This is a genomic window from Pseudomonas nitroreducens NBRC 12694 (assembly GCF_002091755.1).
GTDB classification, from domain to species: Bacteria; Pseudomonadota; Gammaproteobacteria; order Pseudomonadales; family Pseudomonadaceae; genus Pseudomonas; species Pseudomonas nitroreducens.
Genome location: NZ_BDAI01000004.1, coordinates 300873 through 326571 on the forward strand (window position 1 = coordinate 300873; position 25699 = coordinate 326571).

General features: G+C 66.3%; 24 protein-coding genes and 1 pseudogene. 19 read left to right on the forward strand and 6 right to left on the reverse strand.

The window, feature by feature from the left end; genetic code table 11:
• The first annotated feature begins 65 nt into the window (after positions 1 to 65).
• The 14 genes from zur (at position 66) to cls (ending at position 12537) form a co-directional block, all read left to right on the forward strand.
• Entirely contained in the window at positions 66 to 572 is a 507-nt protein-coding gene (zur, locus tag PNI01S_RS13705; RefSeq protein WP_084358433.1) for a zinc uptake transcriptional repressor Zur, read from the forward strand.
• Complete coding sequence (znuC, locus tag PNI01S_RS13710) at positions 572 to 1372, forward strand: zinc ABC transporter ATP-binding protein ZnuC (protein WP_024766988.1); 801 nt, start codon at positions 572 to 574, stop codon at positions 1370 to 1372. The genes zur and znuC overlap by 1 nt, the downstream gene beginning before the upstream one ends.
• The gene (gene znuB, locus PNI01S_RS13715) at positions 1365 to 2153 is read left to right on the forward strand and encodes a zinc ABC transporter permease subunit ZnuB (protein WP_017521234.1); all 789 of its coding nucleotides are present in this window, start codon (positions 1365 to 1367) and stop codon (positions 2151 to 2153) included. The genes znuC and znuB overlap by 8 nt, the downstream gene beginning before the upstream one ends.
• Before the next feature lie 37 nt (positions 2154 to 2190).
• Positions 2191 to 2568 (forward strand): hypothetical protein, encoded by a 378-nt coding sequence (locus tag PNI01S_RS13720; RefSeq protein WP_065086392.1) that lies wholly within the window; start codon positions 2191 to 2193, stop codon positions 2566 to 2568.
• Positions 2569 to 2891: 323 nt separating this feature from the next.
• A complete protein-coding gene (locus PNI01S_RS13725; RefSeq protein ID WP_024766990.1) occupies positions 2892 to 3902 on the forward strand; it encodes a methionine ABC transporter ATP-binding protein in 1011 nt (336 codons plus the stop codon).
• Positions 3899 to 4564 (forward strand): methionine ABC transporter permease, encoded by a 666-nt coding sequence (locus PNI01S_RS13730; RefSeq protein ID WP_024766991.1) that lies wholly within the window; start codon positions 3899 to 3901, stop codon positions 4562 to 4564. Before PNI01S_RS13725 ends, PNI01S_RS13730 begins: the two co-directional genes overlap by 4 nt.
• 40 nt (positions 4565 to 4604) lie before the next feature.
• Complete coding sequence (locus PNI01S_RS13735; RefSeq protein WP_024766992.1) at positions 4605 to 5387, forward strand: MetQ/NlpA family ABC transporter substrate-binding protein; 783 nt, start codon at positions 4605 to 4607, stop codon at positions 5385 to 5387.
• Positions 5388 to 5816: 429 nt separating this feature from the next.
• Positions 5817 to 6626: an energy transducer TonB gene (locus PNI01S_RS13740; RefSeq protein ID WP_037016173.1), complete on the forward strand. Its 810-nt coding sequence runs from the start codon at positions 5817 to 5819 to the stop codon at positions 6624 to 6626.
• Between the two features lie 49 nt (positions 6627 to 6675).
• The gene (locus PNI01S_RS13745; RefSeq protein ID WP_024766993.1) at positions 6676 to 7392 is read left to right on the forward strand and encodes a MotA/TolQ/ExbB proton channel family protein; all 717 of its coding nucleotides are present in this window, start codon (positions 6676 to 6678) and stop codon (positions 7390 to 7392) included.
• Between the two features lies 1 nt (position 7393).
• Entirely contained in the window at positions 7394 to 7795 is a 402-nt protein-coding gene (locus PNI01S_RS13750) for an ExbD/TolR family protein (RefSeq protein WP_024766994.1), read from the forward strand.
• A 421-nt stretch (positions 7796 to 8216) separates the two neighbouring features.
• Positions 8217 to 8870 (forward strand): gamma-glutamylcyclotransferase, encoded by a 654-nt coding sequence (locus PNI01S_RS13755; RefSeq protein WP_024766995.1) that lies wholly within the window; start codon positions 8217 to 8219, stop codon positions 8868 to 8870.
• 118 nt (positions 8871 to 8988) lie between these two features.
• Positions 8989 to 9570 carry an alpha/beta hydrolase gene (locus PNI01S_RS13760; RefSeq protein WP_065086393.1) on the forward strand — a complete coding sequence of 194 codons (582 nt, stop codon included), beginning with the start codon at positions 8989 to 8991 and terminating at the stop codon, positions 9568 to 9570.
• Positions 9571 to 9663: 93 nt separating this feature from the next.
• On the forward strand, positions 9664 to 11061 hold the full coding sequence (locus PNI01S_RS13765; protein ID WP_084358434.1) for an amidase: 1398 nt from the start codon (positions 9664 to 9666) through the stop codon (positions 11059 to 11061).
• Positions 11062 to 11103: 42 nt separating this feature from the next.
• Positions 11104 to 12537 carry a cardiolipin synthase gene (cls, locus tag PNI01S_RS13770; protein ID WP_024766272.1) on the forward strand — a complete coding sequence of 478 codons (1434 nt, stop codon included), beginning with the start codon at positions 11104 to 11106 and terminating at the stop codon, positions 12535 to 12537.
• A gap of 80 nt (positions 12538 to 12617) precedes the next feature.
• Here cls and ahpF read toward each other — a convergent pair whose 3' ends face one another.
• Positions 12618 to 14183: an alkyl hydroperoxide reductase subunit F gene (ahpF, locus tag PNI01S_RS13775; protein WP_024766271.1), complete on the reverse strand. Its 1566-nt coding sequence runs from the start codon at positions 14181 to 14183 to the stop codon at positions 12618 to 12620.
• Between the two features lie 197 nt (positions 14184 to 14380).
• Positions 14381 to 14944: an alkyl hydroperoxide reductase subunit C gene (gene ahpC / locus PNI01S_RS13780; RefSeq protein ID WP_037016170.1), complete on the reverse strand. Its 564-nt coding sequence runs from the start codon at positions 14942 to 14944 to the stop codon at positions 14381 to 14383.
• Between the two features lie 467 nt (positions 14945 to 15411).
• Here ahpC and xdhA point away from each other — a divergent pair, with 467 nt between their 5' ends.
• The 5 genes and pseudogenes from xdhA to PNI01S_RS28845 all read left to right on the forward strand — a co-directional run bounded on the left by xdhA (position 15412) and on the right by PNI01S_RS28845 (position 22062).
• Positions 15412 to 16836, forward strand: a complete 1425-nt coding sequence (xdhA, locus tag PNI01S_RS13785) for a xanthine dehydrogenase small subunit (RefSeq protein WP_084358435.1) — start codon at positions 15412 to 15414, stop codon at positions 16834 to 16836.
• Entirely contained in the window at positions 16829 to 19168 is a 2340-nt protein-coding gene (xdhB, locus tag PNI01S_RS13790) for a xanthine dehydrogenase molybdopterin binding subunit (protein WP_084358436.1), read from the forward strand. The genes xdhA and xdhB overlap by 8 nt, the downstream gene beginning before the upstream one ends.
• Complete coding sequence (gene xdhC, locus PNI01S_RS13795) at positions 19165 to 20025, forward strand: xanthine dehydrogenase accessory protein XdhC (RefSeq protein ID WP_084358437.1); 861 nt, start codon at positions 19165 to 19167, stop codon at positions 20023 to 20025. Before xdhB ends, xdhC begins: the two co-directional genes overlap by 4 nt.
• 147 nt (positions 20026 to 20172) lie before the next feature.
• Positions 20173 to 21195, forward strand: a pseudogene (locus tag PNI01S_RS28840) (HAMP domain-containing protein); the annotation flags it as partial.
• 138 nt (positions 21196 to 21333) lie between these two features.
• Positions 21334 to 22062 carry a methyl-accepting chemotaxis protein gene (locus PNI01S_RS28845; protein WP_401036942.1) on the forward strand — a complete coding sequence of 243 codons (729 nt, stop codon included), beginning with the start codon at positions 21334 to 21336 and terminating at the stop codon, positions 22060 to 22062.
• 471 nt (positions 22063 to 22533) lie between these two features.
• Here PNI01S_RS28845 and PNI01S_RS13805 read toward each other — a convergent pair whose 3' ends face one another.
• From PNI01S_RS13805 to PNI01S_RS13820, 4 genes are all read right to left on the reverse strand, one after another.
• Positions 22534 to 23124 (reverse strand): IMPACT family protein, encoded by a 591-nt coding sequence (locus PNI01S_RS13805; RefSeq protein ID WP_037009957.1) that lies wholly within the window; start codon positions 23122 to 23124, stop codon positions 22534 to 22536.
• A complete protein-coding gene (locus PNI01S_RS13810) occupies positions 23121 to 23789 on the reverse strand; it encodes a TetR/AcrR family transcriptional regulator (RefSeq protein ID WP_024766265.1) in 669 nt (222 codons plus the stop codon). Before PNI01S_RS13810 ends, PNI01S_RS13805 begins: the two co-directional genes overlap by 4 nt.
• Before the next feature lie 160 nt (positions 23790 to 23949).
• Complete coding sequence (locus PNI01S_RS28330) at positions 23950 to 24432, reverse strand: hypothetical protein (RefSeq protein WP_143514254.1); 483 nt, start codon at positions 24430 to 24432, stop codon at positions 23950 to 23952.
• 184 nt (positions 24433 to 24616) lie between these two features.
• Positions 24617 to 25453, reverse strand: a complete 837-nt coding sequence (locus PNI01S_RS13820) for an outer membrane protein OmpK (RefSeq protein ID WP_024766263.1) — start codon at positions 25451 to 25453, stop codon at positions 24617 to 24619.
• Positions 25454 to 25699 lie beyond the last annotated feature (246 nt).

A 25699-nucleotide genomic window follows, 5' to 3' on the forward strand; every position in this document is an offset into this window, starting at 1 on the left:
CACTCACACAGGGGAGACATGAAAGAGTAATATAATAACGTCTCTGAACCCGAGCGTCGCCGCGCATGTACAAGATCGCCCCCAAGACTCCCCTCGCCTGCCGCCCGCACGACCACGCCAACTGCGTGGCCAGCGCCCTGGCCGACGCCGACGCGCTGTGCGCGCGCCATGGCGTGCGCCTGACCGAGCTGCGCCGGCGCGTGCTGGAGCTGGTCTGGGCCAGTCACAAGCCGCTGGGCGCCTACGACATCCTCGCCGTGCTGAGCGAGGAAGACGGCCGCAAGGCGGCGCCGCCGACGGTCTACCGCGCGCTGGACTTCCTCCTGGAAAACGGCCTGGTACACCGCATCGCCTCCCTCAACGCCTTCATCGGCTGCGCGCACCCGGAACACGCCCACGAAGGCCAGTTCCTGATCTGCCGCGCCTGCCACACCGCCATCGAGCTGGAACAACCGGCCATCAGCGAGGCCATCGTTGCCGGCGCCAAGGGTGTCGGCTTCGCCGTGGAAAGCCAGACCGTCGAGATCGTCGGCCTCTGCGGCGCCTGCGCGCCCGGCCAGCGGGAGGCGTGATGAGCGACGCCCTGATCCGCCTGCAAGGCGTCGGCGTCAGCTATGGCGGCCAGGCGGTGCTGCAGAACGTCGACCTGACCATCGCCCCCGGCGAGATCGTCACCCTGATCGGCCCCAACGGCGCCGGCAAGACGACCCTGGTGCGCAGCGTGCTCGGCCTGCTCAAGCCCGACAGCGGCAGCGTCTGGCGCGCGCCGAAGCTGTCCATCGGCTACATGCCGCAGAAACTCCACGTCGATCCGACCCTGCCGCTGACGGTCTTCCGCTTCCTCCGCCTGGTGCCGGGCGTACAGCGCCCCCAGGCGCTCGACGCGCTGAAGGAAGTCGGTGCCGCCCATGTGCTCGACAAGCCGCTGCAGAGTGTCTCCGGCGGCGAACTGCAGCGCGTGCTGCTGGCCCGCGCGCTGCTGCGCAAGCCGGAACTGCTGGTGCTCGACGAACCCGTGCAGGGCGTCGACGTCGCCGGCCAGGCCGAGCTGTACCGCCTGATCGGCCGCCTGCGCGACCGCCTCGGCTGCGGCGTGCTGATGGTTTCCCACGACCTGCACCTGGTGATGAGCGCCACCGACAAGGTGGTCTGCCTGAACCGCCACGTCTGCTGCTCCGGGCATCCGGAACAGGTCAGCGGCGACCCCGCCTTCGTCGAGCTGTTCGGCCAGGACGCCCGCAGCCTGGCGGTCTATCACCACCACCACGACCACTCCCACGACCTGCACGGCGAGGTGGTGAAACCCGCCTTCCCCGCCGGCACGCGCTTCACTCCGGTCCACCAGCACGGCCCCGACTGCAACCATGGCTGATTTCCTGCTCAACGCCCTCCTCGCCGGGCTGGCCCTGGCGGTGGTTGCCGGGCCCCTGGGTTCGTTCGTCGTCTGGCGACGCATGGCCTATTTCGGCGACACCCTGTCCCACGCCGCCCTGCTCGGCGTCGCCCTCGGCTTCCTGCTGGACGTCAGCCCGACCCTGGCGGTGACCGTCGGCTGCGTGCTGCTCGCCGTGCTGCTGGTCACCCTGCAGCAGCGCCAGCCGCTGGCCGCCGATACCCTGCTCGGCATCCTCGCCCACAGCACGCTGTCGCTGGGCCTGGTGACGCTGAGCTTCATGAAGGAAGTGCGCGTCGACCTGATGGCCTACCTGTTCGGCGACCTGCTCGCCGTCAGCCAGACCGACCTCTTGTGGATAGTCGCCGGTAGCGCCCTGGTGCTGGGGCTGATCTGCTGGCTGTGGCGGCCGCTGCTGGCGATCACCGTGCACGAGGAACTGGCGCGGGTCGAAGGCCTGCCGGTCACCGCCATCCGTCTGGCGCTGATGTTGCTGATCGCCATCGTCATCGCCGTGGCCATGAAGATTGTCGGCGTGCTGCTGATCACCTCGCTGCTGATCATCCCCGCCGCCGCTGCCCAACGGCACGCACGCAGCCCTGAGCAGATGGCCTTCGGCGCCAGCCTGATCGGCCTGGTGGCAGTGTGCGCCGGCCTCTCGCTGTCCTGGTTCAAGGACACTCCTGCCGGCCCCTCCATCGTGGTCAGCGCGGCAGCCCTGTTCCTGCTGAGCTTTGTCCTGCCGCGCCGGACGGTGTAGAATTTGGCGATTTTTTGATCAAAAGAGACCCTGACGCATGAAGTCGTTCGTCATCCGCCTGTTCGCGCTGATGGCCATGGCGCTTGCCCTGGCAGCCTGCCAGAGCACCGCGACCACCCCAACCAGCAGCAGCGCCTTCGAGACCGAACTGGCCGCCGGCCGTCTGGAATCCGCGCAGCTCGCGCTGGGTTCCGAGCAGGAAGACACCACCCAGCTCGCCGAGCGGCGCAAGCGCCTGGCCGACGCCTACCTGGAGCGCAGCCGCGAGGCCTTGGCCAAGGGCGACGTCAACGGCGCCACCACCGCCCTGACCCGCGCCCGCTCGCTGATGCCCCGCGCCCCCGGCGTCGCCGCCGATGTCAGCGGCCTGCAGAAGCCCGCCGCACCCGGCGCTCAGCCAACCTGCACGCCGTAAGCCCATGGGCACCCGTTCGCGGTGCCCGTTATGCCCTTTTGTTCCGCAGTTAGTTGAACAAAGATTAATCAGCCATAAAAAAGCAGGTTAAAATGCGCGGTTTTGGCTGACCGCCTACGTTTGTCGTTTATCCCTCGACAACTTAGTAGGTCCCGAATCTGTTTAGGGCTTGCGAGCTAGAGCAGTACAAGGCGAAAACAGGCGAGAAAGCGGAGTCTACTCACGCGTAAATGAGCATTTCTCGCCTGTTTTCAACGCAGTAATGCCGACGCGCAGCACGCCATGAACAGGTTCCCACACGCCGTACCCACAAGGTTTGCTACGTGATCGAATTCCACGACGTCCACAAGACCTATCGCGTCGCCGGACGCGATATCCCGGCCCTGCAGCCGACCCGCCTGTCCATCGAGGGCGGCCAGGTGTTCGGCCTGATCGGCCATTCCGGCGCCGGTAAAAGCACCCTGCTGCGCCTGATCAACCGCCTGGAAGAACCCAGCGGCGGGCGCATCGTCATCGACGGCGAAGACATCACCGCCCTGGACGCCGACGGCCTGCGCCGCTTCCGCCAGCGCGTCGGGATGATCTTCCAGCACTTCAACCTGCTGGCCTCCAAGACCGTCGCCGACAACATCGCCATGCCGATGAAGCTCGCCGGCACCTTCAGCGCCGCCGAGATCACCGCGCGGGTGGACGAACTGCTCGAGCGCGTCGGCCTCCAGGATCACGCCCGCAAGTACCCGGCACAGCTGTCCGGCGGCCAGAAGCAGCGCGTCGGCATCGCCCGCGCCCTGGCTTGCCGGCCCACCATCCTGCTCTGCGACGAAGCCACCAGCGCCCTCGACCCGCAGACCACCGGCCAGGTCCTGCAACTGCTGGCGGAGATCAACCGCGAGCTGAAGCTGACCATCGTCCTGATCACCCACGAGATGGACGTGATCCGCCGGGTCTGCGACCAGGTCGCCGTGATGGATGCCGGGCGCATCGTTGAACAGGGCGACGTCGCCGACGTGTTCCTCCACCCGCAGCACGAAACCACCCGCCGCTTCGTCTTCGAGGCCGAGCGTGTGGACGAGAACGAGCAGCACGATGACTTCGCCCACGTGCCGGGCCGCATCCTGCGCCTGACCTTCCGTGGCGAGGCGACCTACGCGCCGCTGCTGGGCACCGTCGCGCGCCAGACCGGCGTGGACTACAGCATCCTCGCCGGCCGCATCGACCGCATCAAGGACCAGCCCTACGGCCAGCTCACCCTGTCCCTGGTGGGCGGTGACATCGAGGCCGCCATGGCGCAGCTCAACGCCGCCGAAGTCCATGTGGAGGTGCTGCGCGCATGAGCGACTTTTTTGTAAACATCGATTGGTCCGAGATTCTCCAGGCCAGCCTCGACACCTTCTGGATGCTCGGCGGTTCGCTGCTGTTCACCGTCATCCTCGGCCTGCCGCTGGGCGTGCTGCTGTTCCTCACCGGGCCCAAACAGATGTTCGCCAACCGCGGCATCTACGGCGTGCTGGCGTTCATCGTCAACGTGCTGCGCTCGCTGCCGTTCATCATCCTGCTGATCGTACTGATCCCGCTCACGGTAATCCTGGTCGGCACCTCGCTGGGCGTCGCCGGGGCCATCCCGCCGCTGGTGGTGGGTGCCACGCCGTTCTTCGCGCGCCTGGTGGAAACCGCCCTGCGCGAGGTGGACAAAGGCATCATCGAAGCCACCCAGGCAATGGGCGCCAGCACCCGCCAGATCATCTGGAACGCCCTGCTGCCCGAAGCCCGCCCAGGCATCATCGCCGCCATCACGGTCACCGCCATCACCCTGGTGTCCTACACCGCGATGGCCGGCGTGGTCGGCGCCGGCGGCCTCGGCGACCTGGCGATCCGCTACGGCTACCAACGCTTCCAGGACGACGTGATGCTGCTCACCGTGGTGATGCTGGTGGTACTCGTCCAGATCCTGCAGACCGTCGGCGACAAGCTGGTGGTCCACTATTCCCGCAAATAACCACAAGGCCCGCCGGATGCGGGCCGCCAAGGAGCCAACCATGAAGAAACTGTTCGCCGCGTTCGCTGCCGCCGCCGTGATCGCCGCCCCGCTGGCCCAGGCTGCCGACAGCCTGACCGTCGCCGCCACTCCGGTGCCGCACGCCGAGATCCTCAATTTCGTCAAACCCATCCTGGCCAAGGAAGGGGTCGAACTGAAGGTGAAGGAGTTCACCGACTACGTGCAGCCCAACACCCAGGTCGCCGAGAAACGCCTGGACGCCAACTTCTTCCAGCACCAGCCGTACCTGGATGAGTTCAACAAGACCAAGGGCACCAGCCTGATCGCCGTCACCGGCGTGCACATCGAGCCGCTGGGCGCTTACTCCACCAAGTTCAAGAAGCTCGAAGAGCTGCCCTCGGGCGCCACCGTGGTGATCCCCAACGACGCTACCAACGGCGGCCGCGCCCTGCTGCTGCTGGACAAGGCCGGCGTGATCAAGCTCAAGGACAACAAGTCCATCACCGCGACCCCGAAAGACATCGTCGAGAACCCGAAGAACATCAAGGTGCGTGAGCTGGAAGCGGCCACCCTGCCGCGCGTGCTGACCCAGGTCGACCTCGCCCTGATCAACACCAACTACGCCCTGGAAGCCAAGCTGAACCCCACCAAGGACGCGCTCGCCATCGAAGGCGCCGACTCGCCCTATGTGAACATCCTGGTTGCCCGCCCGGACAACAAGGACAGCGCCGCCATGCAGAAGCTGGCCGCCGCCCTGCACAGCCCCGAGGTGAAGCAGTTCATCCTCGAGAAGTACAAGGGTGCCGTCGTTCCGGCGTTCTGATCGCCGACGCAGCTTCACCTTCTGAAAAGCCCGGTCGAATGACCGGGCTTTTTCGTTTCCGGCTTTTGGTTTTTTTGTAGGAGCGAAGGGATGCCTGGTTCTTGCTCGCGAACCTACCCAGCTCCGCTGCCATCGGCGAGCACCGTTCGCGAGCAAGCTCGCTCCTACAGGAAGGCTCTGCCGCAAGGGTTTGAGCATTTTTTCGCCAACCTTCCCTGCATATTTTCCATGCCGCAAAGGCATCGGTTTTTTACGATTTCGCTCAAAGGCACGAATGGCGCGGCCTGCAGCGACCCAGCAAAACCGTATAGTCCCGAAAGTTATTTCAATAACGAAAATAATCACTTCAAGAGCTAAGACGCTCCGCCAATCATGCAGGTCCGTTTCAAGCGCGTCGTAGAGCCGCGCAGACCTGCAAGGAGATCGTTCATGGCTCAACCCCAGCATGCCCTCGCGCCGGATGCTTTCCTGCGCCACGTGCCCGGCGGCGACCTGGTCGATCTCGGCCGCCCGCTGCGCCACGCGCTGGAGCTGGGCCGCCACGTGCCGGCGAAAGCCCGCGCGCTGAGCCGCCGCGAAGGCGTGCTGCTCGGCCTGTTCGCCCTGACATTGCACGGCGCGGTGATCTACTGGCTGAGCCAGCAGCCCACGCCCAAACTGCCGGAGGTACCGCCACAGGTGCCGCCGATGACCATCGAATTCACCGCGCCGACGCCGCCGGTGGTGGAACCGCCGCCGCCCGAGCCGATCCCCGAGCCAGTGGTGCAGGAGCCGCCACCTCCGGTGGTGGACGAAAACGCGGTGAAACCGCCGCCGCCCAAGCCGATCCCCAAACCCAAGCCGAAACCGGTTCCCAAGCCCGTGCCCAAGCCGGTCGAGCAACCAGCGCCGCCCAAGGCTGAAACTCCGCCGCCGCAACCGGCGCCACCTGCTCCGCCAGCGCCGGCTCCAGCCCCGCTGACGCCGCCCTCGGCCAGCGCCGGTTATCTGAAGAACCCGGCGCCGGAATACCCGCCACTGGCCCAGCGTCGCGGTTGGGAAGGCACCGTCCTGCTACGTGTGCACGTACTTGCCAGCGGTAGCCCGAGCGAGATCCAGGTGCAGAAGAGCAGCGGCCGCGACGCCCTGGACGACGCCGCGGTGCGCGCAGTGAAACGCTGGAGCTTCGTCCCCGCCAAGCGCGGTGATGTGGCCCAGGACGGCTGGGTCAGCGTACCCATCGACTTCAAATTGCATTGATTCAACTTGCCCAGATCAGCCGCACGAGAAACGCGGAAGGAGAACACCCATGAGTCTGCCCCTGAACCCCCTGGAATCCGTCGAAGGCGCAGTCATCTGGCTGCTGGTCGGCTTCTCCGTCGTCACCTGGGCGCTGGCCCTGGTGAAAGGCGTCCAGTTCACCCGCCAGAAGTCCCAGGACAAGCGCTTCCAGAAGCAGTTCTGGAGCGCCACCAGCCTCGAATCGGCCGGTGACCAGGCCGCCGGCAAGCCCGGCGCCGGCGCCCGCGTGGCCCAGGCCGGTTTCGCCGCCATCCAGGTGCAGGACAACGGCCAGCCGGACCTGGCCCAGTCGATCAACCACCAGGACCGCCTCGAGCGCGCCCTGCGTCAGCAGATCCAGCGTGAGCGCCGCTCCCTGGAGTCCGGCCTGGCGGTGCTCGCCTCGATCGGTTCCACCTCGCCCTTCATCGGTCTGTTCGGCACCGTGTGGGGCATCATGGAAGCGCTCAAGGGCATCAGCGCAGCCGGCTCCGCCAGCCTTGAAACCGTCGCTGGCCCCATCGGCAGCGCGCTGATCGCCACCGGCGTGGGTATCGCCGTCGCCGTGCCGGCGGTGCTGGTCTACAACTACTTCCTCCGTCGCCTGAAGCTCACTGCGGCCGACCTCGACGACTTCGCCCACGACTTCTACAGCCTCGCACAGAAGAGTGCCTTCCGCGTCGTCGCCCTGCCCACCGCCGCGCGCAAACCGGCTGCCGGCGCCAGCGTGAAGGAGGCGAGCTGACATGGCCTTCTCGACCCAGGACAGCGACGAGGTTCTCTCCGAGATCAACGTCACCCCGCTGGTGGACGTGATGCTGGTGTTGCTGGTGGTGTTCATCGTCACCGCGCCGCTGCTGACCAACGCCATCCCGATCAACCTGCCCAAGACCGAGGCGGTCGCCCCGCCGGAGCAGAAGGACCCGCTGGTGGTGAGCATCGACGGCGCCGGCAAGTGGTTCATCAACAAGGACGAGATCCAGCCGGACCTGCTGCAAAGCAATCTGGCGGCGGCCAAGGCCAAGGACGCCGAAGTCCGCGTGCAGCTGCAGGCCGATGAAACCGTGAACTATGGCCAGGTGGCCAAGGCCATGGCCTCCATCGAGAAGGCCGGCATCACCAAACTGGCGGTCATCACCGCGCGCTGAGGAACCTGTAAGACGCCTGAAACAGAGCGGGTGTAGAAAGGGACCTCCACAACGTACCGAGCTTCAAGGCCGCTCTCCCAATACTCAGGCAGGGGTGAGCGGCCTTTTTTTATTCGCGATTCCCAGGGACCGAGCAGCCGGTAGCACCCTCTCCCGAACCCTGGCTGCGCGCCCCGCTCCGAAGGGAGAGGGGACTGAATGGCATCAAGCGGAACCCCGTACCTCCCGGCAACGCCGATCGGCTCCCTCTCCCTTAAGGGAGAGGGCGGGGGAGCGGGGCTTTGGCGCTAACATCCACAACCTCGCCTCCGCCGTTCGTCGTCATCCCCGCCTCGGCAATAAACCTATGCCTTTCAGGCTCTTCCGTGGCCGCCGCTCTTCCACTAAGTTGATGACAGTTCGGAGACCTGAGGGGTACCGCATGACATCGTCTCCCGCTTCGGAAGGCCCGTTTTATCCGCCGACACTGGGGGTGCCGGAACGCTTCACACCACAACAGCTGCGCGCCTCGCTCGACATCACCATGAGCGAACATGGCGCCGGTCCGGTGTGGCTGTTCGCCTACGGCTCGCTGATCTGGCGCCCGGAGTTCCCGGTGGCCGAAGCGCGCCGCGCGCGGGTGCACGGCTACCATCGCGGGCTCTACCTGTGGTCCCTGACCCACCGCGGCACCCCGGAAGCACCCGGCCTGGTACTCGGCCTGGATCGCGGCGGCTCCTGCTCAGGCTTCGCCTTCCGCCTGCCGGAAGATCACCTCGACGCCAACCTCTACGCGCTTTGGGAAAGGGAGATGCCCTACGCCTCCTATCGCCCGGAATGGCTCAACTGCCGCCTCGACGACGGCACGCGCGTGCGCGCCCTGGGCTTCGTCCTCGAACGCCATCTGCCCAGCTACGCCGGCTCCCTGCCCGACAATATCGTCGAGCACGTGCTGGCCAGCGCCCAGGGCCACTTCGGTACCACCCGCGACTACGTCGAGCAGACCGCCCGCGCACTGCGAGAATACGCCATGCCCGACCTCAACCTGGAAGGCATCCTGGCGCGCTGCTGCCCGTTGCGCCGGGCGCAGGAATAACCGCTTATAGCCATTCGTTTAGCTTAAATACTGCATAAGCAAAGAATTTCTTATTCCTTAACGAATATTAAAACCCTCCCTAGAATGCCTTCTCATGACGATTCGAGAGGGCCGCCCCATGCGCAACGACCGCATCCGCTACCTGATCGTGCCGGGCTGGCACGGATCCGACGACGCCCATTGGCAGAGCCACTGGCAGCGCGCCCTGCCAAACGCCGCGCGGGTGCAGCAGCAGGACTGGATCACCCCGCAGCGTGCCGACTGGGTCGCCGAACTCGACCGCGAAATCCGCCGCGAGCCCGGCCGCGTGGTGCTGATCGCCCACAGCCTGGGCTGCGTCACCGTCGCCGCCTGGGCGGCCCGCGCCGATCGTCGTGCGCTGGCCCAGGTATCCGGCGCCCTGCTGGTTGCGCCAGCGGATGTGGAACGGGAAACCTGCCACGACGCGCTGCGCAACTTTGCCCCCATTGCCGCCCAGACGCTGCCGTTCCCGACGGTGCTGGTAGGTTCGGACAACGACGCCGCCTGCAGCCCGCAGCGCGCCATGGCGCTGGGTCGCATCTGGGGTGCCGAAACCGTGATCCTGCCCTCCGCCGGGCACATCAACGTGAAATCCGGCCACGGCGCCTGGGAAGCGGGCTACCGTCATCTGTATCGCCTGCAGTACCTGATCGACCAGCAGTCGCGTCAGCGCGCCTGAGCCACGCAAGCGGGTGCGGCATGAGTGCCGCACCCCATCCCCTCGGCGCGCGGATTCGGTTAGGGTGAGGCACAGCCCCCGCCGGAGACCGCCATGCCACCGTTGCACGATCTGTCCGCCGTCGAACTGCTCGCCCTCTACCGCTCGCACCAGCTTTCCCCGGTCGAGTACCTCGACCATCTGATCGCCCATATCGAACGCTGGGAACCGCAGCTCTGCGCCCTCTATGCCTTCGACCCGCAGCGCGCGATCGAGCAGGCGCGGCGCTCCGAGGCGCGCTGGATCCGCTGCGCTCCCTGCGGCGAGCTGGACGGCGTACCGGTGACCATCAAGGAACTGATCGCCACCACCGGCGACCCGATTCCGCAGGGCAGCGCCGCCACCCTCCTGCAACCGGCGACCGGCAACGCTCCGCCCGCCGCGCGGATGAACGAGGCCGGCGCCATCCTGCTGGGCAAGACCACGGTGCCGGACTTCGGCATGCTCTCCTCCGGGCTGTCCAGCTTCCACAAGCTGGCCCGCAACCCCTGGGACCTGCGCATGAACCCGGGCGGCTCCAGCGCCGGTGCAGCCTCGGCGGCAGCGGCCGGCTACGGGCCGCTGCACATCGGCACCGACATCGGCGGCTCGGTGCGCCTGCCGGCGGGCTGGTGCGGGCTGGTCGGCTTCAAGCCGAGCCTGGGGCGAATCCCCATCGATCCCTACTTCACAGGGCGCTGCGCCGGCCCCATGACCCGCACACTGGACGACGCGGCGCTGATGATGAGGCACCTGGCGCGCCCCGACTGGCGTGACGCTACGGCCCTGCCGCCGGCCGATCTCAACTGGCACATCGACTACGCCGAGGTGCGCGGCCTGCGCATCGGACTGCAGCTGGACCCCGGCTGCGGCCTGCGCCCCGAGCCCGAGGTGTGCGCTGCGGTGGAAGCCGCCGCAAGACAGTTCGCCGATGCCGGCGCGGAAATCATCGAGGTTCGGCCGATCCTCGACCGCGAGCTGCTCGAGGGCCTGGACAGGTTCTGGCGCGCGCGCCTGTGGGCCGAGCTGGAGAACCTGCCGGTGGAGCGCCAGGCCAAGGTACTGCCCTACATCTTCCAATGGGCCGAGGGCGGCGCGGCGGTGAGCGGTGCCGAAGCAGTGCGCGGCTTCAACCAGACGTTCGAGATGCGCCGCCGGGCCGCCGAGCAGTTCCAGGAGATCGACTTCCTGCTCTCGCCGACCAACCAGGTCGCCGCTTTCCCGGCCGAATGGGCATCACCGACCAACGACCCGGCGCAGCCCTTTGAGCACATCGGCTTCACCGTGCCGTGGAACATGTCCGAGCAACCGGCACTCTCAATCAACTGCGGCTTCACCGCCGACGGCATGCCCATCGGCCTGCAGATCGTCGGCCCGCGCTTCGCCGACGTCGAGGTGCTGCGCCTGGGCAAGGCCTACGAACACTGGCGCGGCCCCATCCACCGTTGGCCGCAGTATCCGGCAGCCAGCTAAGCTCAGCCCAATCGCCGACCACAAGGAACCGATCGCGCGCCCATGCATTACTCCGCCTACATCGCCCACTTCCTGGTGGTGGTCCAGTTGCTCGGGATCATCGCTGCGGTCCATGCCGTGCTCAGCGTGCGCACCGCGCAGGGTGCCATTGCCTGGGCGACCTCGCTGGTATTCATGCCGCTGCTGACCCTGGTGCCCTACCTGGTCTTCGGCCGTAGCCGCTTCGACGCCTACATCGGCGCGCGCCGGCAAGCCAACGAGGAGATGCACGTGGCCGCCGCCGAGCTGGACTGGCGCCCCTGGGTGGAAGAGGCGCTCGCCGCCCGCCAGTACGATGGCTACAAGGCGCTCAAGGCGATGGTCGGGCTGGCGCGCATGCCGACGCTGGCGAACAACGAGGTGCGCCTGCTGGCGAACGGCAAGGCGTCCTTCGATGCGATGTTCGAAGCCATCTCGGCGGCAAAGAAAGTCGTGCTGGTGCAGTTCTTCATCATCCGCGACGACGCCCTCGGCCAGCGCCTGGCGCAGCTGCTGCTGGAGCGCGCGGCGAATGGCGTCGACGTGTTCCTGCTGTACGACGGCATCGGTAGCCACGCGCTGCCGCGCCGCTATATCGACAAGCTGCGCCAGGGCGGCGTGCAGGTGCATGCGTTCAGCACCGGCAGCGGGATGATCAATCGCTTCCAGGTGAACTTCCGCAACCATCGCAAGATAGTGGTCGTCGATGGCCTGCGCGGCTTCGTCGGCGGGCACAACGTCGGCGTCGAATACCTGGGCGAGAAGCCGCCGCTGGCGCCCTGGCGCGATACTCACATCGAACTGCGCGGGCCGGCGGTGGCGTGCCTGCAGGAATGTTTCGCCGAGGACTGGTTCTGGGCCACCCATACCCTGCCGACGCTGATCCTGCCCGATGGCTACGACGATGCCGGGATGCTTTGCCAGGTCGTCCCCAGCGGCCCGGCGGACCCCCAGGAAACCTGCTCGCTGTTCTTCGTCGAATCGATCAACGCGGCGGTTGAGCGGGTGTGGATCACCACGCCCTACTTCGTCCCGGACGAAGCCGTCGCTGCTGCCTTGCGCCTGGCGGTGCTGCGCGGCGTGGATGTGCGCATCCTGTTGCCCTCGCGGCCGGACCACAAGACGGTCTACGCCGCCTCCAGCCTCTACGCCCTGGAGGCCGTGCGTGCTGGCGTGCGGGTGTTCCGCTACCAGCCGGGGTTCCTGCACCAGAAGGTGGTGCTGATCGACCACGACAGCGCCGCGGTGGGCAGCGCCAACCTGGACAACCGCTCCTTCCGCCTGAACTTCGAGATCATGGTGATCACCGTCGACGAAGGCTTCGCCCGCGACGTGGAAGCCATGCTGGAAGAGGACTTCGCCCAGTCGGTGGAGATGACCCTGGACGACCGCAGGCGCGTGCACCGGCTGCAGCAACTGGGGATGCGGGTGGCGCGGCTGGTGTCGCCGATTCTCTGAGAGTCCGGCAAATTCCGCACAAAAGAAAACGCCCGACTCACTCTCGTGAGCCGGGCGTTTCTTTCTCTAGCGCGAGGTCATCAGGCTGGCGCGGAGGAGCGGATCAGGTGATCGAAGGCGGAAAGCGACGCCTTGGCGCCTTCGCCGACCGCGATCACGATCTGCTTGTACGGTACGGTGGTCACGTCGCCGGCGGCGAAGATGCCGGGCAGCGAGGTTTCACCACGGGCGTCGACGATGATCTCGCCACGCGGGCTCAGCTCAATGGTGCCTTTGAGCCATTCGCTGTTGGGCAGCAGGCCGATCTGCACGAAAATGCCTTCCAGGTCGATGGACTTGAACTCTTCCGAGTTGCGGTCCTTGTAGACCAGGCCGGTGACCTTCTGGCCATCGCCTTTCACTTCGCTGGTCAGCGCGCTGGTGATCACGTCCACGTTCGGCAGGCTGAACAGCTTGCGCTGCAGCACGGCGTCGGCGCGCAGCTTGCTGTCGAACTCCAGCAGGGTCACGTGGGAGACGATACCGGCCAGGTCGATGGCCGCTTCGACGCCGGAGTTGCCGCCGCCGATCACCGCCACGCGCTTGCCCTTGAACAGCGGGCCATCGCAGTGCGGGCAGAAGCACACGCCCTTGGCCTTGTACTCCTTCTCGCCCGGCACGCCCATTTCGCGCCAGCGGGCGCCGGTGGCCAGGATCACGGACTTGGCCTTCAGGCTGCCGCCGCCCTCGAACTGCACTTCGTGCAGGCCGCCGACGCTCTTGGCCGGAATCAGCGCGCTGGCGCGCTGCAGGTTCATGATGTCGACGTCATAGTGCTTGACGTGCTCTTCGAGCTGGCGCGCCAGTTTCGGGCCTTCGGTCTCGGTCACCGAGATGAAGTTCTCGATGGCCATGGTGTCCAGCACCTGGCCGCCGAAACGCTCGGCGGCAACGCCGGTGCGGATGCCCTTGCGGGCGGCGTAGATCGCAGCCGCAGCGCCGGCCGGGCCACCGCCGACGACCAGGACGTCGAACTCTTCTTTGGCCGACAGCTTCTCGGCTTCGCGGGCAGCGGCGCCGGTGTCGATCTTGGCGAGGATTTCTTCCACGCCCATGCGGCCCTGGCTGAACACTTCGCCGTTCAGGTAGATGCTCGGCACCGACATGATCTGGCGCTGCTCGACTTCATCCTGGAACAGCGCGCCGTCGATGGCGACGTGGCGGATGTTCGGGTTGAGCACGGCCATCAGGTTCAGCGCCTGCACCACGTCCGGGCAGTTCTGGCAGGACAGCGAGAAGTAGGTTTCGAACTCGAACGTTCCCTGCACGCCCTTGACCTGCTCGATCACGTCGGCCTCGAGCTTGGACGGGTGGCCGCCGACCTGCAGCAGCGCCAGCACCAGGGAAGTGAATTCGTGGCCCATGGGGATACCGGCGAAAGTCAGGCCGATGTTCGCCCCCGGGCGGTTCAGCGAGAACGACGGCTTGCGGGCGTCGCTGCCATCTTCTCGCAGGGTGATCTTGTCGGTCAGGCCGACGATGTCGTGCAGCAGTTCGCTCAGTTCGCGGGATTTGTCGCTGTCATCGAGGGAAGCGACGATCTCGAACGGCTGCTGAACCTTTTCCAGGTAGGCCTTCAACTGGGTTTTAAGAGTGGCGTCCAACATGATCCAGATCCTCGGAATTTGAGCAAAGGGGTTCCCCGGCGAGCCTTCTGGCCCACCCTACGCACGCTTTTGGCTTTAGGCAGGGAGGATGCCGGTAGGCATCCTCGGGGTACTGCAAAACGGTGGGGGAAGCGCTGTGGGCGGGCGCCCGGTGGTTGCGCGGCAGGAGCTGCCGCGCAACCGCTTCCCGGCCGTTCTTAGATCTTGCCGACCAGGTCCAGGGACGGAGCCAGGGTCTTCTCGCCTTCTTTCCACTTGGCCGGGCAGACTTCGCCCGGGTGAGCGGCGGTGTACTGGGCAGCTTTCAGCTTGCGCAGGGTCTCGCCGACGTCACGAGCGATCTCGTTGGAGTGGATTTCGACGGTCTTGATCACGCCTTCCGGGTTGATCACGAAGGTGCCGCGCAGGGCCAGGCCTTCTTCCGGGATGTGCACGCCGAAAGCGTTGGTCAGCTGGTGAGTCGGGTCGCCGATCAGCGGGAACTGAGCCTTGCCAACAGCCGGGGAGGTTTCGTGCCACACCTTGTGGGAGAAGTGGGTGTCGGTGGTCACGATGTAAACCTCGGTACCAGCGTCACGGAACGCAGCGTAGTTATTGGCGGCGTCTTCGATCTCGGTCGGGCAGTTGAAGGTGAAGGCTGCCGGCATGAAGATCAGTACCGACCACTTGCCCTTCAGGGACTGCTCGGTGACTTCGATGAACTTGCCATTATGGAAAGCGTTGACCTTGAACGGTTGGACTTGGGTGTTGATCAGGTTCATTAGGCAATTCCTCGTAGAGAGTTGTCGTTTAATCGAGTGGGTCGATCGTTAGAAATTCGACAGGTAGAAGATTATCGTCTGATGACAAAAAAGGCCCATTGATTTAGGGCATTAGGAATATTGAGTATTTCTATGAGGGCAGCTATAAAAGGAAGAAGTTTCCTATCAAGCGAAACGCGGGATCCTACACCTGAATTCCCGCTTCAAGGGCTCTGCCTGGCGGCTTCAAGCCCTCCCCCCGAGTCCGGCGGCTTGCACCGGTCTTCACACCTTGGCGCGAAAGCCGCTCGAGGGCAACGGCAAACGCGACGTACGGTGCCTCGCCCTGCCTTGCCAGCCCCTGCTTTTTTGCCCTGCCCGCCCACGCGCCTATGCTTGTTTGCGTGGGCCGCTAACGCAGGGTTCTCGCCCGTTCCGGTCAGCCTTCGCGAAGCGGCACGCCGCACGCATGACGACGAGGACTCCCGATGATCCAGTTCCTGCTCGGCGAAGAAGCAGTCCAGGCCGACGGGTTCGCGCCCGAGACCAGCCTGCTCGACTACCTGCGCATCCACCGCGCCCGCACCGGCACCAAGGAGGGCTGCGCCTCGGGCGACTGCGGCGCCTGTACCGTGGTGCTCGCCGAGCCCGAGGGCGAAGCCTTGCGCTACCGTGCGGTGAACGCCTGCATCACGTTGCTGGGGGCGGTCCACGGACGCCAGGTGCTGACCGTTGAGCACCTGGGCGAACCCGGCGCGCTGCACCCGGTCCAGCAGGCCATGGTCGATTGCCACGGCTCGCAGTGCGGCTTCTGCACACCCGGCATCGTCATGTCGCTGTTCTCCTGGCACCATTCACCGCCGCCACATAGCCGCGAGACGGCGCTGACGGCACTTTCGGGCAACCTGTGCCGCTGCACCGGCTACCGGCCGATCCTCGATGCCGCCGCGCAGATCGCCGGACAGCCGTGCCTGGACAGCTTCGAGCAGAACAGTGCCCTGACGGTCGCCCGCCTGCGGGACATCTCCACAGCCGGCGCCCTTTGCGAAGGCATGGCGCAGGCCTGGTTGCCCGGTTCGCTTGACGAATTGGACGACTTGCTTCAGCGCCATCCGCAGGCGCGGCTGATCGCCGGCGGCACCGACCTGGCGCTTGAAGCGACGCAGAACCTCAAAGCGTTCACGGCGCTCATCCACCTCGACCGCGTCGACGAGCTGCAACGCCTGGAACGCCATGCCGACCACCTGCTGATCGGTGCCGCGCGCCCCTATGCCGACTGCCTCGCTGCACTGGACGAATTCCCCGGCGTGAGCGCCTTGCTGGAACGCCTCGGCTCCCTGCAGATCCGCCAGCGCGGCACCCTGGGCGGCAACATCGCCAACGCCTCGCCCATCGGCGACACGCCGCCGGTATTGCTGGCCCTGGATGCGACGTTGCGCCTGCGCCAGTCGGGAGCCGTGCGCGAGGTGCCTGTCGATGGATTCTTCACCGGCTATCGCAAGACCGTCCTGCAGCCCGGCGAGTACATCGAAGCGGTGTTGATCCCGCGCCTGGGCAGCCACCAGCGGTTCCGCGTCGACAAGGTGTCCAAACGCCGCGACGACGACATTTCCGCCGTGTGCATGGCGCTGCGACTGGACCTCGATGACAACGCCATCGTCACCGATGTGCGCCTTGCCTACGGCGGCATGGCGGCCACGCCCCTGCGCGGCCTGCGGACCGAAGCGGCGCTGCGCGGCAAGCCATTCGACACAGCGGCCGTCGTTGCGGCGCAGGCCGCGATCCCGGAGGATTTCCAGCCCATCGACGACCTGCGCGCCAGCGCCGCCTATCGCCTGAAGGTGGCGCAGAACCTGCTGCAGCGCGCACTACTGGAATGGTCCGACAATGCCGCGGAGGTGCGCCATGCGTAGCCTGCCACCGCTGGCCAGCAATGGCGTCGCGGTCGCCATCCACAGTGCGGGCCAGCCCCGCGAACACGACAGCGCAGCGCTGCACGTCAGCGGCGCCGCGCGCTACGTGGACGACCTGAAGGAGCCGCGCGACCTGCTGCACGCCGCCGTCGGCGTCACGGAAATTGCCTGCGGCGCCGTTCTTTCCCTCGACCTCGACGCGGTGCGAAGCGCCCCCGGCGTAGTGGCCGTGCTGACCCTGGACGACGTGCCCGGCCACACCGACATCGGCCCGGTGTTCCCCGGCGACCCGTTGCTGGCCGGCGAGCGGGTGAAGTACCACGGGCAAGCACTGTTCGCCGTCGCGGCGCACAGCCTGATCCAGGCACGCCGGGCGGTACGCCTGGCGAAGGTCGAATACGCGCAGGAAGATCCGCTGATCGATCCGCTCAAGGCAAAGGCCGAGGAACGCTTCGTACGCCCACCGCACCACATGCGCCGGGGCGATGCGCAAACGGCGCTGGAGAAAGCCCCGCACCTGCTGGAAGCCCGCCAGTTCATCGGCGGCCAGGAGCATTTCTACCTCGAAGGCCAGGCCTCGCTGGCGCTGCCCGGCGACGACGGCGGCATGCTGGTGCACACCTCCAGCCAGCACCCCAGCGAAGTGCAGAAACTGGTGGCCGAAGTGCTGGCGATCCCGTTGGCCAAGGTCACCGTGGAAGTGCGCCGCATGGGCGGCGGCTTCGGCGGCAAGGAAACCCAGGCCGCGCCCTTCGCCTGCCTCGCCGCGCTGCTCGCCCGCAAGACCGGGCAAGCCGTGAAGCTGCGCCTGCCACGCGCCGACGACATGCGCCTGACCGGCAAGCGCCACCCCTTTCACAACCGCTACCGCGTCGGCTTCGACGAAGAAGGCCGGTTGCTCGCCGCGCAGCTGGAAGTGGTGGGCGACTGCGGCCATTCGCCGGACCTCTCCGACGCCATCGTCGACCGCGCGATGTTCCACGCCGACAACGCCTACTTCATCCCCGACGTGGCCATCTCCGGCTACCGCAGCTTCACCAACATCGTCTCGCACACCGCCTTCCGCGGCTTCGGCGGGCCGCAGGGGATGATGGTCATCGAGCGCGCCATGGACGACATCGCCCGCGCGGTGGGCAAGGACCCGCTCGATGTGCGCAAGCTCAACCTCTACGGAGGAACGGGGCGCGAGCTGACGCCCTACCACCAGAAGGTCGAGCACAACCTGCTGGGCGAGCTGATCGCGCGCCTGGAAACGAGCAGCGACTACGCCGCGCGCCGCTCGGCGATCCATGACTTCAACACGCGGAGCCCAGTGCAGAAGAAAGGCCTCGCCCTGACACCGGTGAAATTCGGCATCTCCTTCACCGCGCAGCACCTGAACCAGGCCGGCGCGCTGATCCACCTCTACACCGACGGCAGCATCCAGCTGAACCACGGCGGCACCGAGATGGGCCAGGGCCTGAACACCAAGGTCGCGCAGATTGTCGCCGAGGAATTCCAGGTACCGCTGGAGCGCGTGGTGATCACCGCCACGCGCACCGACAAGGTGCCCAACACCTCGCCCACTGCCGCTTCCAGCGGCACCGATCTCAATGGCATGGCTGCCCGCGATGCGGCGCGGACGCTGAAGAAACGGCTGGTGGACTTCCTTGCCGAACGCGACGAGGTGAAGCCGCAGGAAGTACGTTTCGAACACGGCGGCATAACGGTGGGAACCCGGCACCTCGACTTCGTCGAGGCCATCCAGGCTGCCTACTTCGCGCGCATCCAGCTTTCCGCCACCGGTTTCTACCGCACGCCGAAAATCTTCTACGACCGCGAGAAGGGCCAGGGCCATCCGTTCTTCTACTTCGCCTACGGCGCGGCGGTGTCCGAGGTGGAAGTGGACACGCTGACCGGCGAGTACCGCGTACTGCGCGTGGACATCCTCCATGACGTCGGCCGCAGCGTTAACCCGGCCATCGACATCGGCCAGATCGAGGGTGGCTTCATCCAGGGCATGGGCTGGCTGACCACCGAGGAACTGCGCTGGGACGATGCGGGCAAGCTGCTCACGGTGGGGCCGGCGACCTACAAGATTCCGGCGGTGAGCGACACGCCGGAAGACTTCCGCGTGGCACTGTTCGAGCGCCCCAACGAGGAGGACAGCGTGTACTTGTCCAAGGCCGTGGGCGAGCCGCCGTTCATGCTGGCGATCTCGGTGTGGTCGGCACTGCGCGACGCCATCGCCAGCCTCGCGGATTACCGCCTGAGCGCCGACCTGGATACACCGGCGACACCAGAGCGGGTACTCTGGGCCTGCGAGGCGATGCGCCAGGAGAACCGAGCATGACCCGAACCTGGATGGACGCCGTCGCCGGCCTGCGCGACAGCGCCGAGGGCTACGTGCTGATCACGGTGATCGGCGTGCAGGGCTCCACGCCCCGCGAGTCCGGCAGCAAGATGCTGGTCACCGCCGGGGAAATCTTCGACACCATCGGCGGCGGTCACCTGGAGTTCGCTGCCATCGAGCACGCCCGCCAGTTGCTGCTGGCCGGCAAGGATCGCCAGGCGCTGGAACACTTCCCCCTCGGCGCGCGGCTGGGCCAGTGCTGCGGTGGGCGCGCCAGCCTGCTGTTCGAGTGTTTTGCCGCGCGTGGGCCCCAGGTCGTGCTGTTCGGCGCGGGGCACGTCGGCCGCGCCCTCGCGCCATTGCTGGCAGGTTTGCCGTTGCGCCTGGAATGGGTGGACAGCCGCGCGGCGGAACTTCCCAAGGCCGTCCCTGACGGCGTGCGCACGCGCCTGCTGGAGGAACCCGAGGACGCCGTGCACGAAGCGCCGCCGGGCAGCTACTTCCTGGTCATGACCCACAACCATCCACTGGATTACGCCATTGCCGAAGCCGTGCTCAAGCGCGGCGACGCCGGCTTTCTCGGCATGATCGGCTCGCGCACCAAGGCGCGGCGCTTCCAGATGAGGCTGGAGCAGCACGGTTATCCACCGCAGGTGATCGAGCAGATGCATTGCCCCATCGGTCTTGGCGAAGTGCCCGGCAAACGCCCGCTGGAAGTGGCCATCTCGGTCGCCGCCCAGGTCATCGCCCGTTATCACCAGGACGCCCCTGCCCGGCAGACGCGCGAAGGCGTGGAATGGGCCGCGCTATGTAGCGAAGGTGCGTGCGGCGACACGCCAGCGGACGCAAAAACCTGACCAGTGGGACAACAGTTTTTCCCGCTGCCGCCGATACACTCAACGACCCCGTCTCTTCGCCCGCCGCCCGGCGGGCGTTTCGTTGTGCGTCCGGAGGAAAACAAGAAAATGCGCCTGCGAAGTATCCAGACCCAGCTCATCCTCAGCATGGGCGCCGCCCTGCTCATCAGCCTGCTCATCGTCCTGGGCCTCTATGCCGTGCAGGTCAACCGCCTGAGCGAGCGCTACCTGCTCGAACAGGCGCTGCCCGCGAGCATCCAGGCGATTGCCAATGACTTCGAGAAGCGCCTCACCGGCCCCATCACCGCAGCGGCCGGCATCGCCGACAACACCCTGGTGCAGGACTGGCTGGCCGCCGGCGAAAGCCCCGCGCAACTGGCCGAGTTCACCCGCTATCTGGGCGGCATCCGCGCCTCGCAGAAGGCCTTCTCCGCGCTGATCACCTCCAACGCCAGCGGCGCCTACTACAGCGACAAGGGCAAGGAACGCACGCTGAGCCGCAGCGAGCCGAAGGACAGCTGGTACTTCCAGTTCATCGACAGCGGCAAGCCGCGCATGTGGAACATCGACACCGACGGCAGCACCGGCGAACTGGCGCTGTTCATCGACCAGCGTGTGGAGCGCGACGGCAAGCTGCTCGGCATCGCCGGCCTGGGCCTGGAGATGCGCGAACTGTCGACGCTGATCAGCGACTTCCGCTTCGGCCAGTCCGGGCGCGTGTATCTGGTGAAGAACGACGGCCAGGTGCAGATTCATCCCGATGCCACGCTGCCCAAAGGGCGCAGCCTGGGCGACCTGATCGGGCCCGGCGCGGCGGGCGCACTGCTCGGCCAGCAGGGTTTCCACAGCGCTCGCTTCGAACGCAACGGCGAGACCTACCTCGCCGCCAGCCTGCCGCTGCATGACCTGGGCTGGACCCTGGTGAGCGAAGTGCCGGAGGCGGAAATCTATGCCGACGCCCGCGAGGCGCTGGCCTTCTCCGGCCTCGCCGGAGCAGTGGTCGCCCTGCTCTGCCTGGCGCTGGTGGTACTCATGGCGCGCAGCCTCGCCAGGCCGATCCGCCAGGTGACCAGTGCGCTGCTGGAGATCGGCGGTGGCGGGGGTGACCTCACCCGCCGCCTGGACGACAGCCGCGCGGACGAACTGGGCGACCTGGCGCGCGGCTTCAACCGCTTCCTCGAAGGCCAGCGCGCGCTGATCAGTGCCGTGCTTGGCACCAGCCAGCAACTGCTGCGCACCGTCGGCGAAGTGGCGCAGGTGGTGGACAACACCGCCGACCGTGCCGGCCGCCAGCAGGAAATGACCGACATGGTCGCCACGGCAGTGAACGAGATGGGCAGCACGGTGCAGGAAATCGCCCGCAACGCCGAGCAGGCGGCCAGCGCATCGCAGCAGGCGCGCGACGAAGCCGGCGAAGCGCGGCGGGTGGTCGGCGGCTCGCTGCAGGTCGGCCAGCGCATGTCCGGGGAGATCGGCGAGGCGGCCGGCGCGGTCGGCGAACTGGCCGGGCAGGTGGCGAGCATCGACCAGGTGCTGGCAGTGATCCGCGGCGTCTCCGAGCAGACCAACCTGCTTGCCCTCAACGCCGCCATCGAGGCGGCGCGCGCCGGCGAACTGGGCCGTGGCTTCGCCGTGGTCGCCGATGAGGTACGCACGCTGGCCAGCCGCACCCAGGGCTCCACCGACGAAATCCTCACGATCATCCAGCGCCTGAAGGGCGGCGCGGAGGCCGCAGTGCGCTCGATGCAATCCAGCCAGCAGACCACCGGGCAGAGCCTGGCGGCCAGCGAACAGGCCGGCGCTTCCCTGGGCGCCATCGCCGACCAGGTGGAGCGCATCAGCGACATCAACCACCAGGTCGCCACGGCCACCGAGGAGCAGTCGGCGGTGACCGAGGAGATCAACCGCAACGTGCAGGGCATCGCCGATCTCGCCCACGCCACCACCCGCGAAGTGCAGCATGGCCGCGAGCAATGCCGCGAGCTGCGAACCCTGGCCGACGACCTGGCGCGGCAGATGGCGCAATTCCGTCTTTGAAGGCACTGGCGCCGGCCATGCGCCGGCGCCTTTTCCCCAGAGTTACCCACAGATTTTCAAAGCGAAGCGGCAGGCTTTTCGCCAAGGCTGGCGGTGGATGACGGCCGATAAACTCACGATGTGTCTCAACGACGAGACACCTTGCCCACACGTTGCCCACAGATTGTCCAGAGAGTTGCCCCCAACCTGTCGGGTGCCGTCCGCCCATCCAGCCAAAAGCCCGGACCCAGGCCCCGCAAGCCCTGCATCAATCCAGTGAATAATTTACCGAATGGTCAGGAGTGATCCCGAGCGGCGTTTCCGGCGCAATTCATCCACAACTTTTCCACAGCTTGTTCATATTTTGCTCAACAGGCCGGCGACGAATTGCTCAGAAAATGAGCGATGCCCTGCAGCCTCCGGACGGCGCAGGCAGGAGCCGACCTGCCACAGGTTATCCACAGGTGGTTCCACGGGATTTGGGGAGAAGAATCAGGCGTCCAGCAAGCGCGCCCGGATACGACCGCGGCTGAGGTCACCGAGCAGCTTCTGCAACGGCTCGATCCGGGTGGTCGGCAGGACCGCCGTCACCTGCACGCCCTCCCCACCGAAGGTTTCGTCCTCGATGCTGGCACCGAGCGCAAGGACTCGCGCCTTGAACAACGCATGCTCGGCGAAGGTGCAATCGAAGGCCAGCCGGCTGCTGGGCACCAGTTCGACCCGCTCGGCGTCCTGCAGGCATTTCGCCGCGCAACCCCCATAGGCGCGGGCCAGGCCGCCGGTACCGAGCTTGATACCGCCGAACCAGCGGCTGACCACGACGACCACGCGGTCCATGTCCTGCCCTTCGATGGCCACCAGCATGGGCCGGCCGGCGGTGCCGCCGGGCTCGCCGTCATCGCTGAAGCGGTACTGGTTGCCCAGCTTCCACGCCCAGCAGTTGTGCCCGGCACTGGCGTCCCGGTGCGCGGCGAGGAAGGCCTGGGCCTCGGCCTCGCTGGCAATAGGTGCGGCCACGCACTGGAAGCGGCTCTTGCGGATGTCTTCTTCGTAGCGGGCGAGGCCGGCCAGGGTGAAACTCATGCGGAGGTCGGCGGCGTCAGCCCGCAACCCTTGAGGATGATGCGGATGAGGTTGTCGCTGGCGTCGCTGAAGTCCTGCCTGGACATGCGCTTGCGACCGGTGACGAAACCGATCTGGGTAGCGAAGTCGGCGTAGTGCTGGGTGCTGCTCCAGATCAGGAAGATCAGGTGCACCGGGTCCACGGTGTCCATCTTGCCGGCCTCGATCCAGGCCTGGAACACGGCGGCGCGGCCGGCGAACCAGGTGCGGTAGTCCTGGCTGAAGTGTTCGGAGAGGCATTCGCCACCACTGATGATCTCCATGGCGAAGACCCGCGAGGCCTGCGGGTAGCGGCGGGAGAATTCCATCTTGGCGCGGATATAGGTGGCCAGGGCCACCGCGGGGTCATCATCCACGGTGAGGTGGTTGAAGGTGCTGTCCCACAGTTCGAGGATGTTGCTCAGCACCGCTACGTACAGCCCCAGCTTGTTGCTGAAGTAGTAGTGCAGGTTGGCCTTGGGCAGGCCGACGCGCTGGGCGATGGTGTTCATGCTGGTGCCCTTGAAGCCGTGGCGAGCGAACTCCTCCTCGGCGGCGGCGAGGATGGCTTCCTCGTTCTTCTGGCGAATGCGGCCGGCGGGCTTTTCGCCGTTGGGTGCGGTATGGGCGGGTACCTGGAGGGTCATGCGGGATATCCGTGCATTGAGCGGTGGCGCTGCATGGATAACCCAGGCGGGTAGCGGGATTCAAGCGCAACAAGGAAAAAGCTGGGAACCGGCCTGCGGGCAGCGGCCGGTTCCAGCCTTGAGACAGCAATGCCCCCGGCACAGACCGGAGGCACTGTGGTTAGCGGGTTGTGCCAGTGGTGCCGGAAGAGCTGTGGTGCCCGCCGCCACCATGGTTGCCGATGGCAGCACCGACGGCGACGATGGCGGCGCCGATACCGACGGCAGCACCTACCGACATATTGCCGTAGAGCGGACGAGCAAGACCCAGCCCCGCGCAACCGTCCGGAACCGGCACAACCGCGACACCGCGCTGCCTGGCATCCTGATCATCCTGGCGCGCCTGCTCAGCCGCCGCCTGGTCATCCTGCTTGCCGCCGCCCCACAACGGTTGGCATTCGGTCGTGGCGACCACAGCCTTTTCTTCCCGCGCTGGCTCCTCGGGAGCTGCTGGCTGCGTGTGCGTTACCACGTCCTGGTAGAAGCCGCCCGCGTGCGTCCTGTCGTGGAGCTCAGTGGGAGGAATGCTCGGATGCCCGAGTGGCGCTGCTAGCACGGGGGTGCATATGCTCGCGACGATGGTCGCGATCAACAGTTTCTTCATGGCTCACATCTCCTTGGTGAAGCTAAAGAGAGACAAAGCTAGAGCAGCGCAGCGCCTCGACCAATTGGGGCGCAGCTGTTCGGAATGTCGGCAATTTCCGAAGTTTTTGCGGGACAATCTACGAAAGGTGCAGCGGCGACATCAGAAAGAACCACCCCGCCAGGCGGCGGGGTGAGTCGTGACATCAGAAGTGGTACTTGACCAGTGCGCTGACGGTGTTCTGGTCGGTGGTGAAGAACTGCGAGTCCTTGATGCCGTACTTGTCGGACCAGTAGTCGTACTCGATACCGACGTACAGGTGCTTGGCCTCGTAACCCATGGCCTTGCCCAGGTCGTACTTCACCTGCGGGTTGAAGTGCAGGTTGGCGTGGTAATCCGACTGGTTGCGGCGGCTGGAGCTGGCGTCCTTGTTGTTCACGACCCAGTCCATGAAGCCGTCGAACAGGATGTCGGAGTTGCCCACCGGGAAGGTGATGGCCCAGGCCGGGGTGATCTGCCAGGCGCCGGACGGCACGCGGTTGCCGTCGGGCTTGCGGTAGTAGAAGTTCAGCTGGAAGTAATCGAAGCCCGGCAGCGCCAGGTCGAAGCCCGGGCCGAGCAGGTAGGACTCGACGTCGCCTTCGCCGAACTCGTAGGTGCTGGCCAGCAGCACGTCCTTGATCGGGCCGAAGGACAGGTCGGTGCCGGTGATCTTGCCGAACGACAGGCGCGGGCTGAACTCGCCGTAGTAGGTGTTCTTGCCGTTGGTGGCGCTTTCCTTGCCGTTGTAGTTGATCTGGTCGACGAAGAACCAGATGTCACCCCAGGTCCAGGCGCTCGCGCTCTCGAAGGTGAAGGTCTGCTGGATCGGCGGGTCTACCTTGAAGTTCTTGCCCCACAGGTAGGTCAGGCTTTCGTTGTGCCAGATCAGCGGGCCGTCATTGGATGCCGGAGCCGGGGTCAGGTCTTCACCGCCAGCCATGGCCTGCCCGGCCGCGAGCAGCCCGCCGGCGAGCAGCAGGGATGCGAGAGTGCGAGTCATGCGTTGCTCCTAATCAGTGCAGTCGTGTTGCGTTTTTTAATTGTCGGTGGAACCTGTCCGGTCGGTCAGGCCTGGCGAGGAAAAGCAAGATTGGAGCCAATCCTGACCAGATGTTCCATTTTTATGACGAACCCCTCGGGATCCGCTCCTTTGGCAGAGAAGACGCAGGTGCACGGGCCGGGCCATTTCTTGACCCACAGGACAACTTCGCCTGATTCAAGGGCATCGCGCCATCGGCAAGCACAG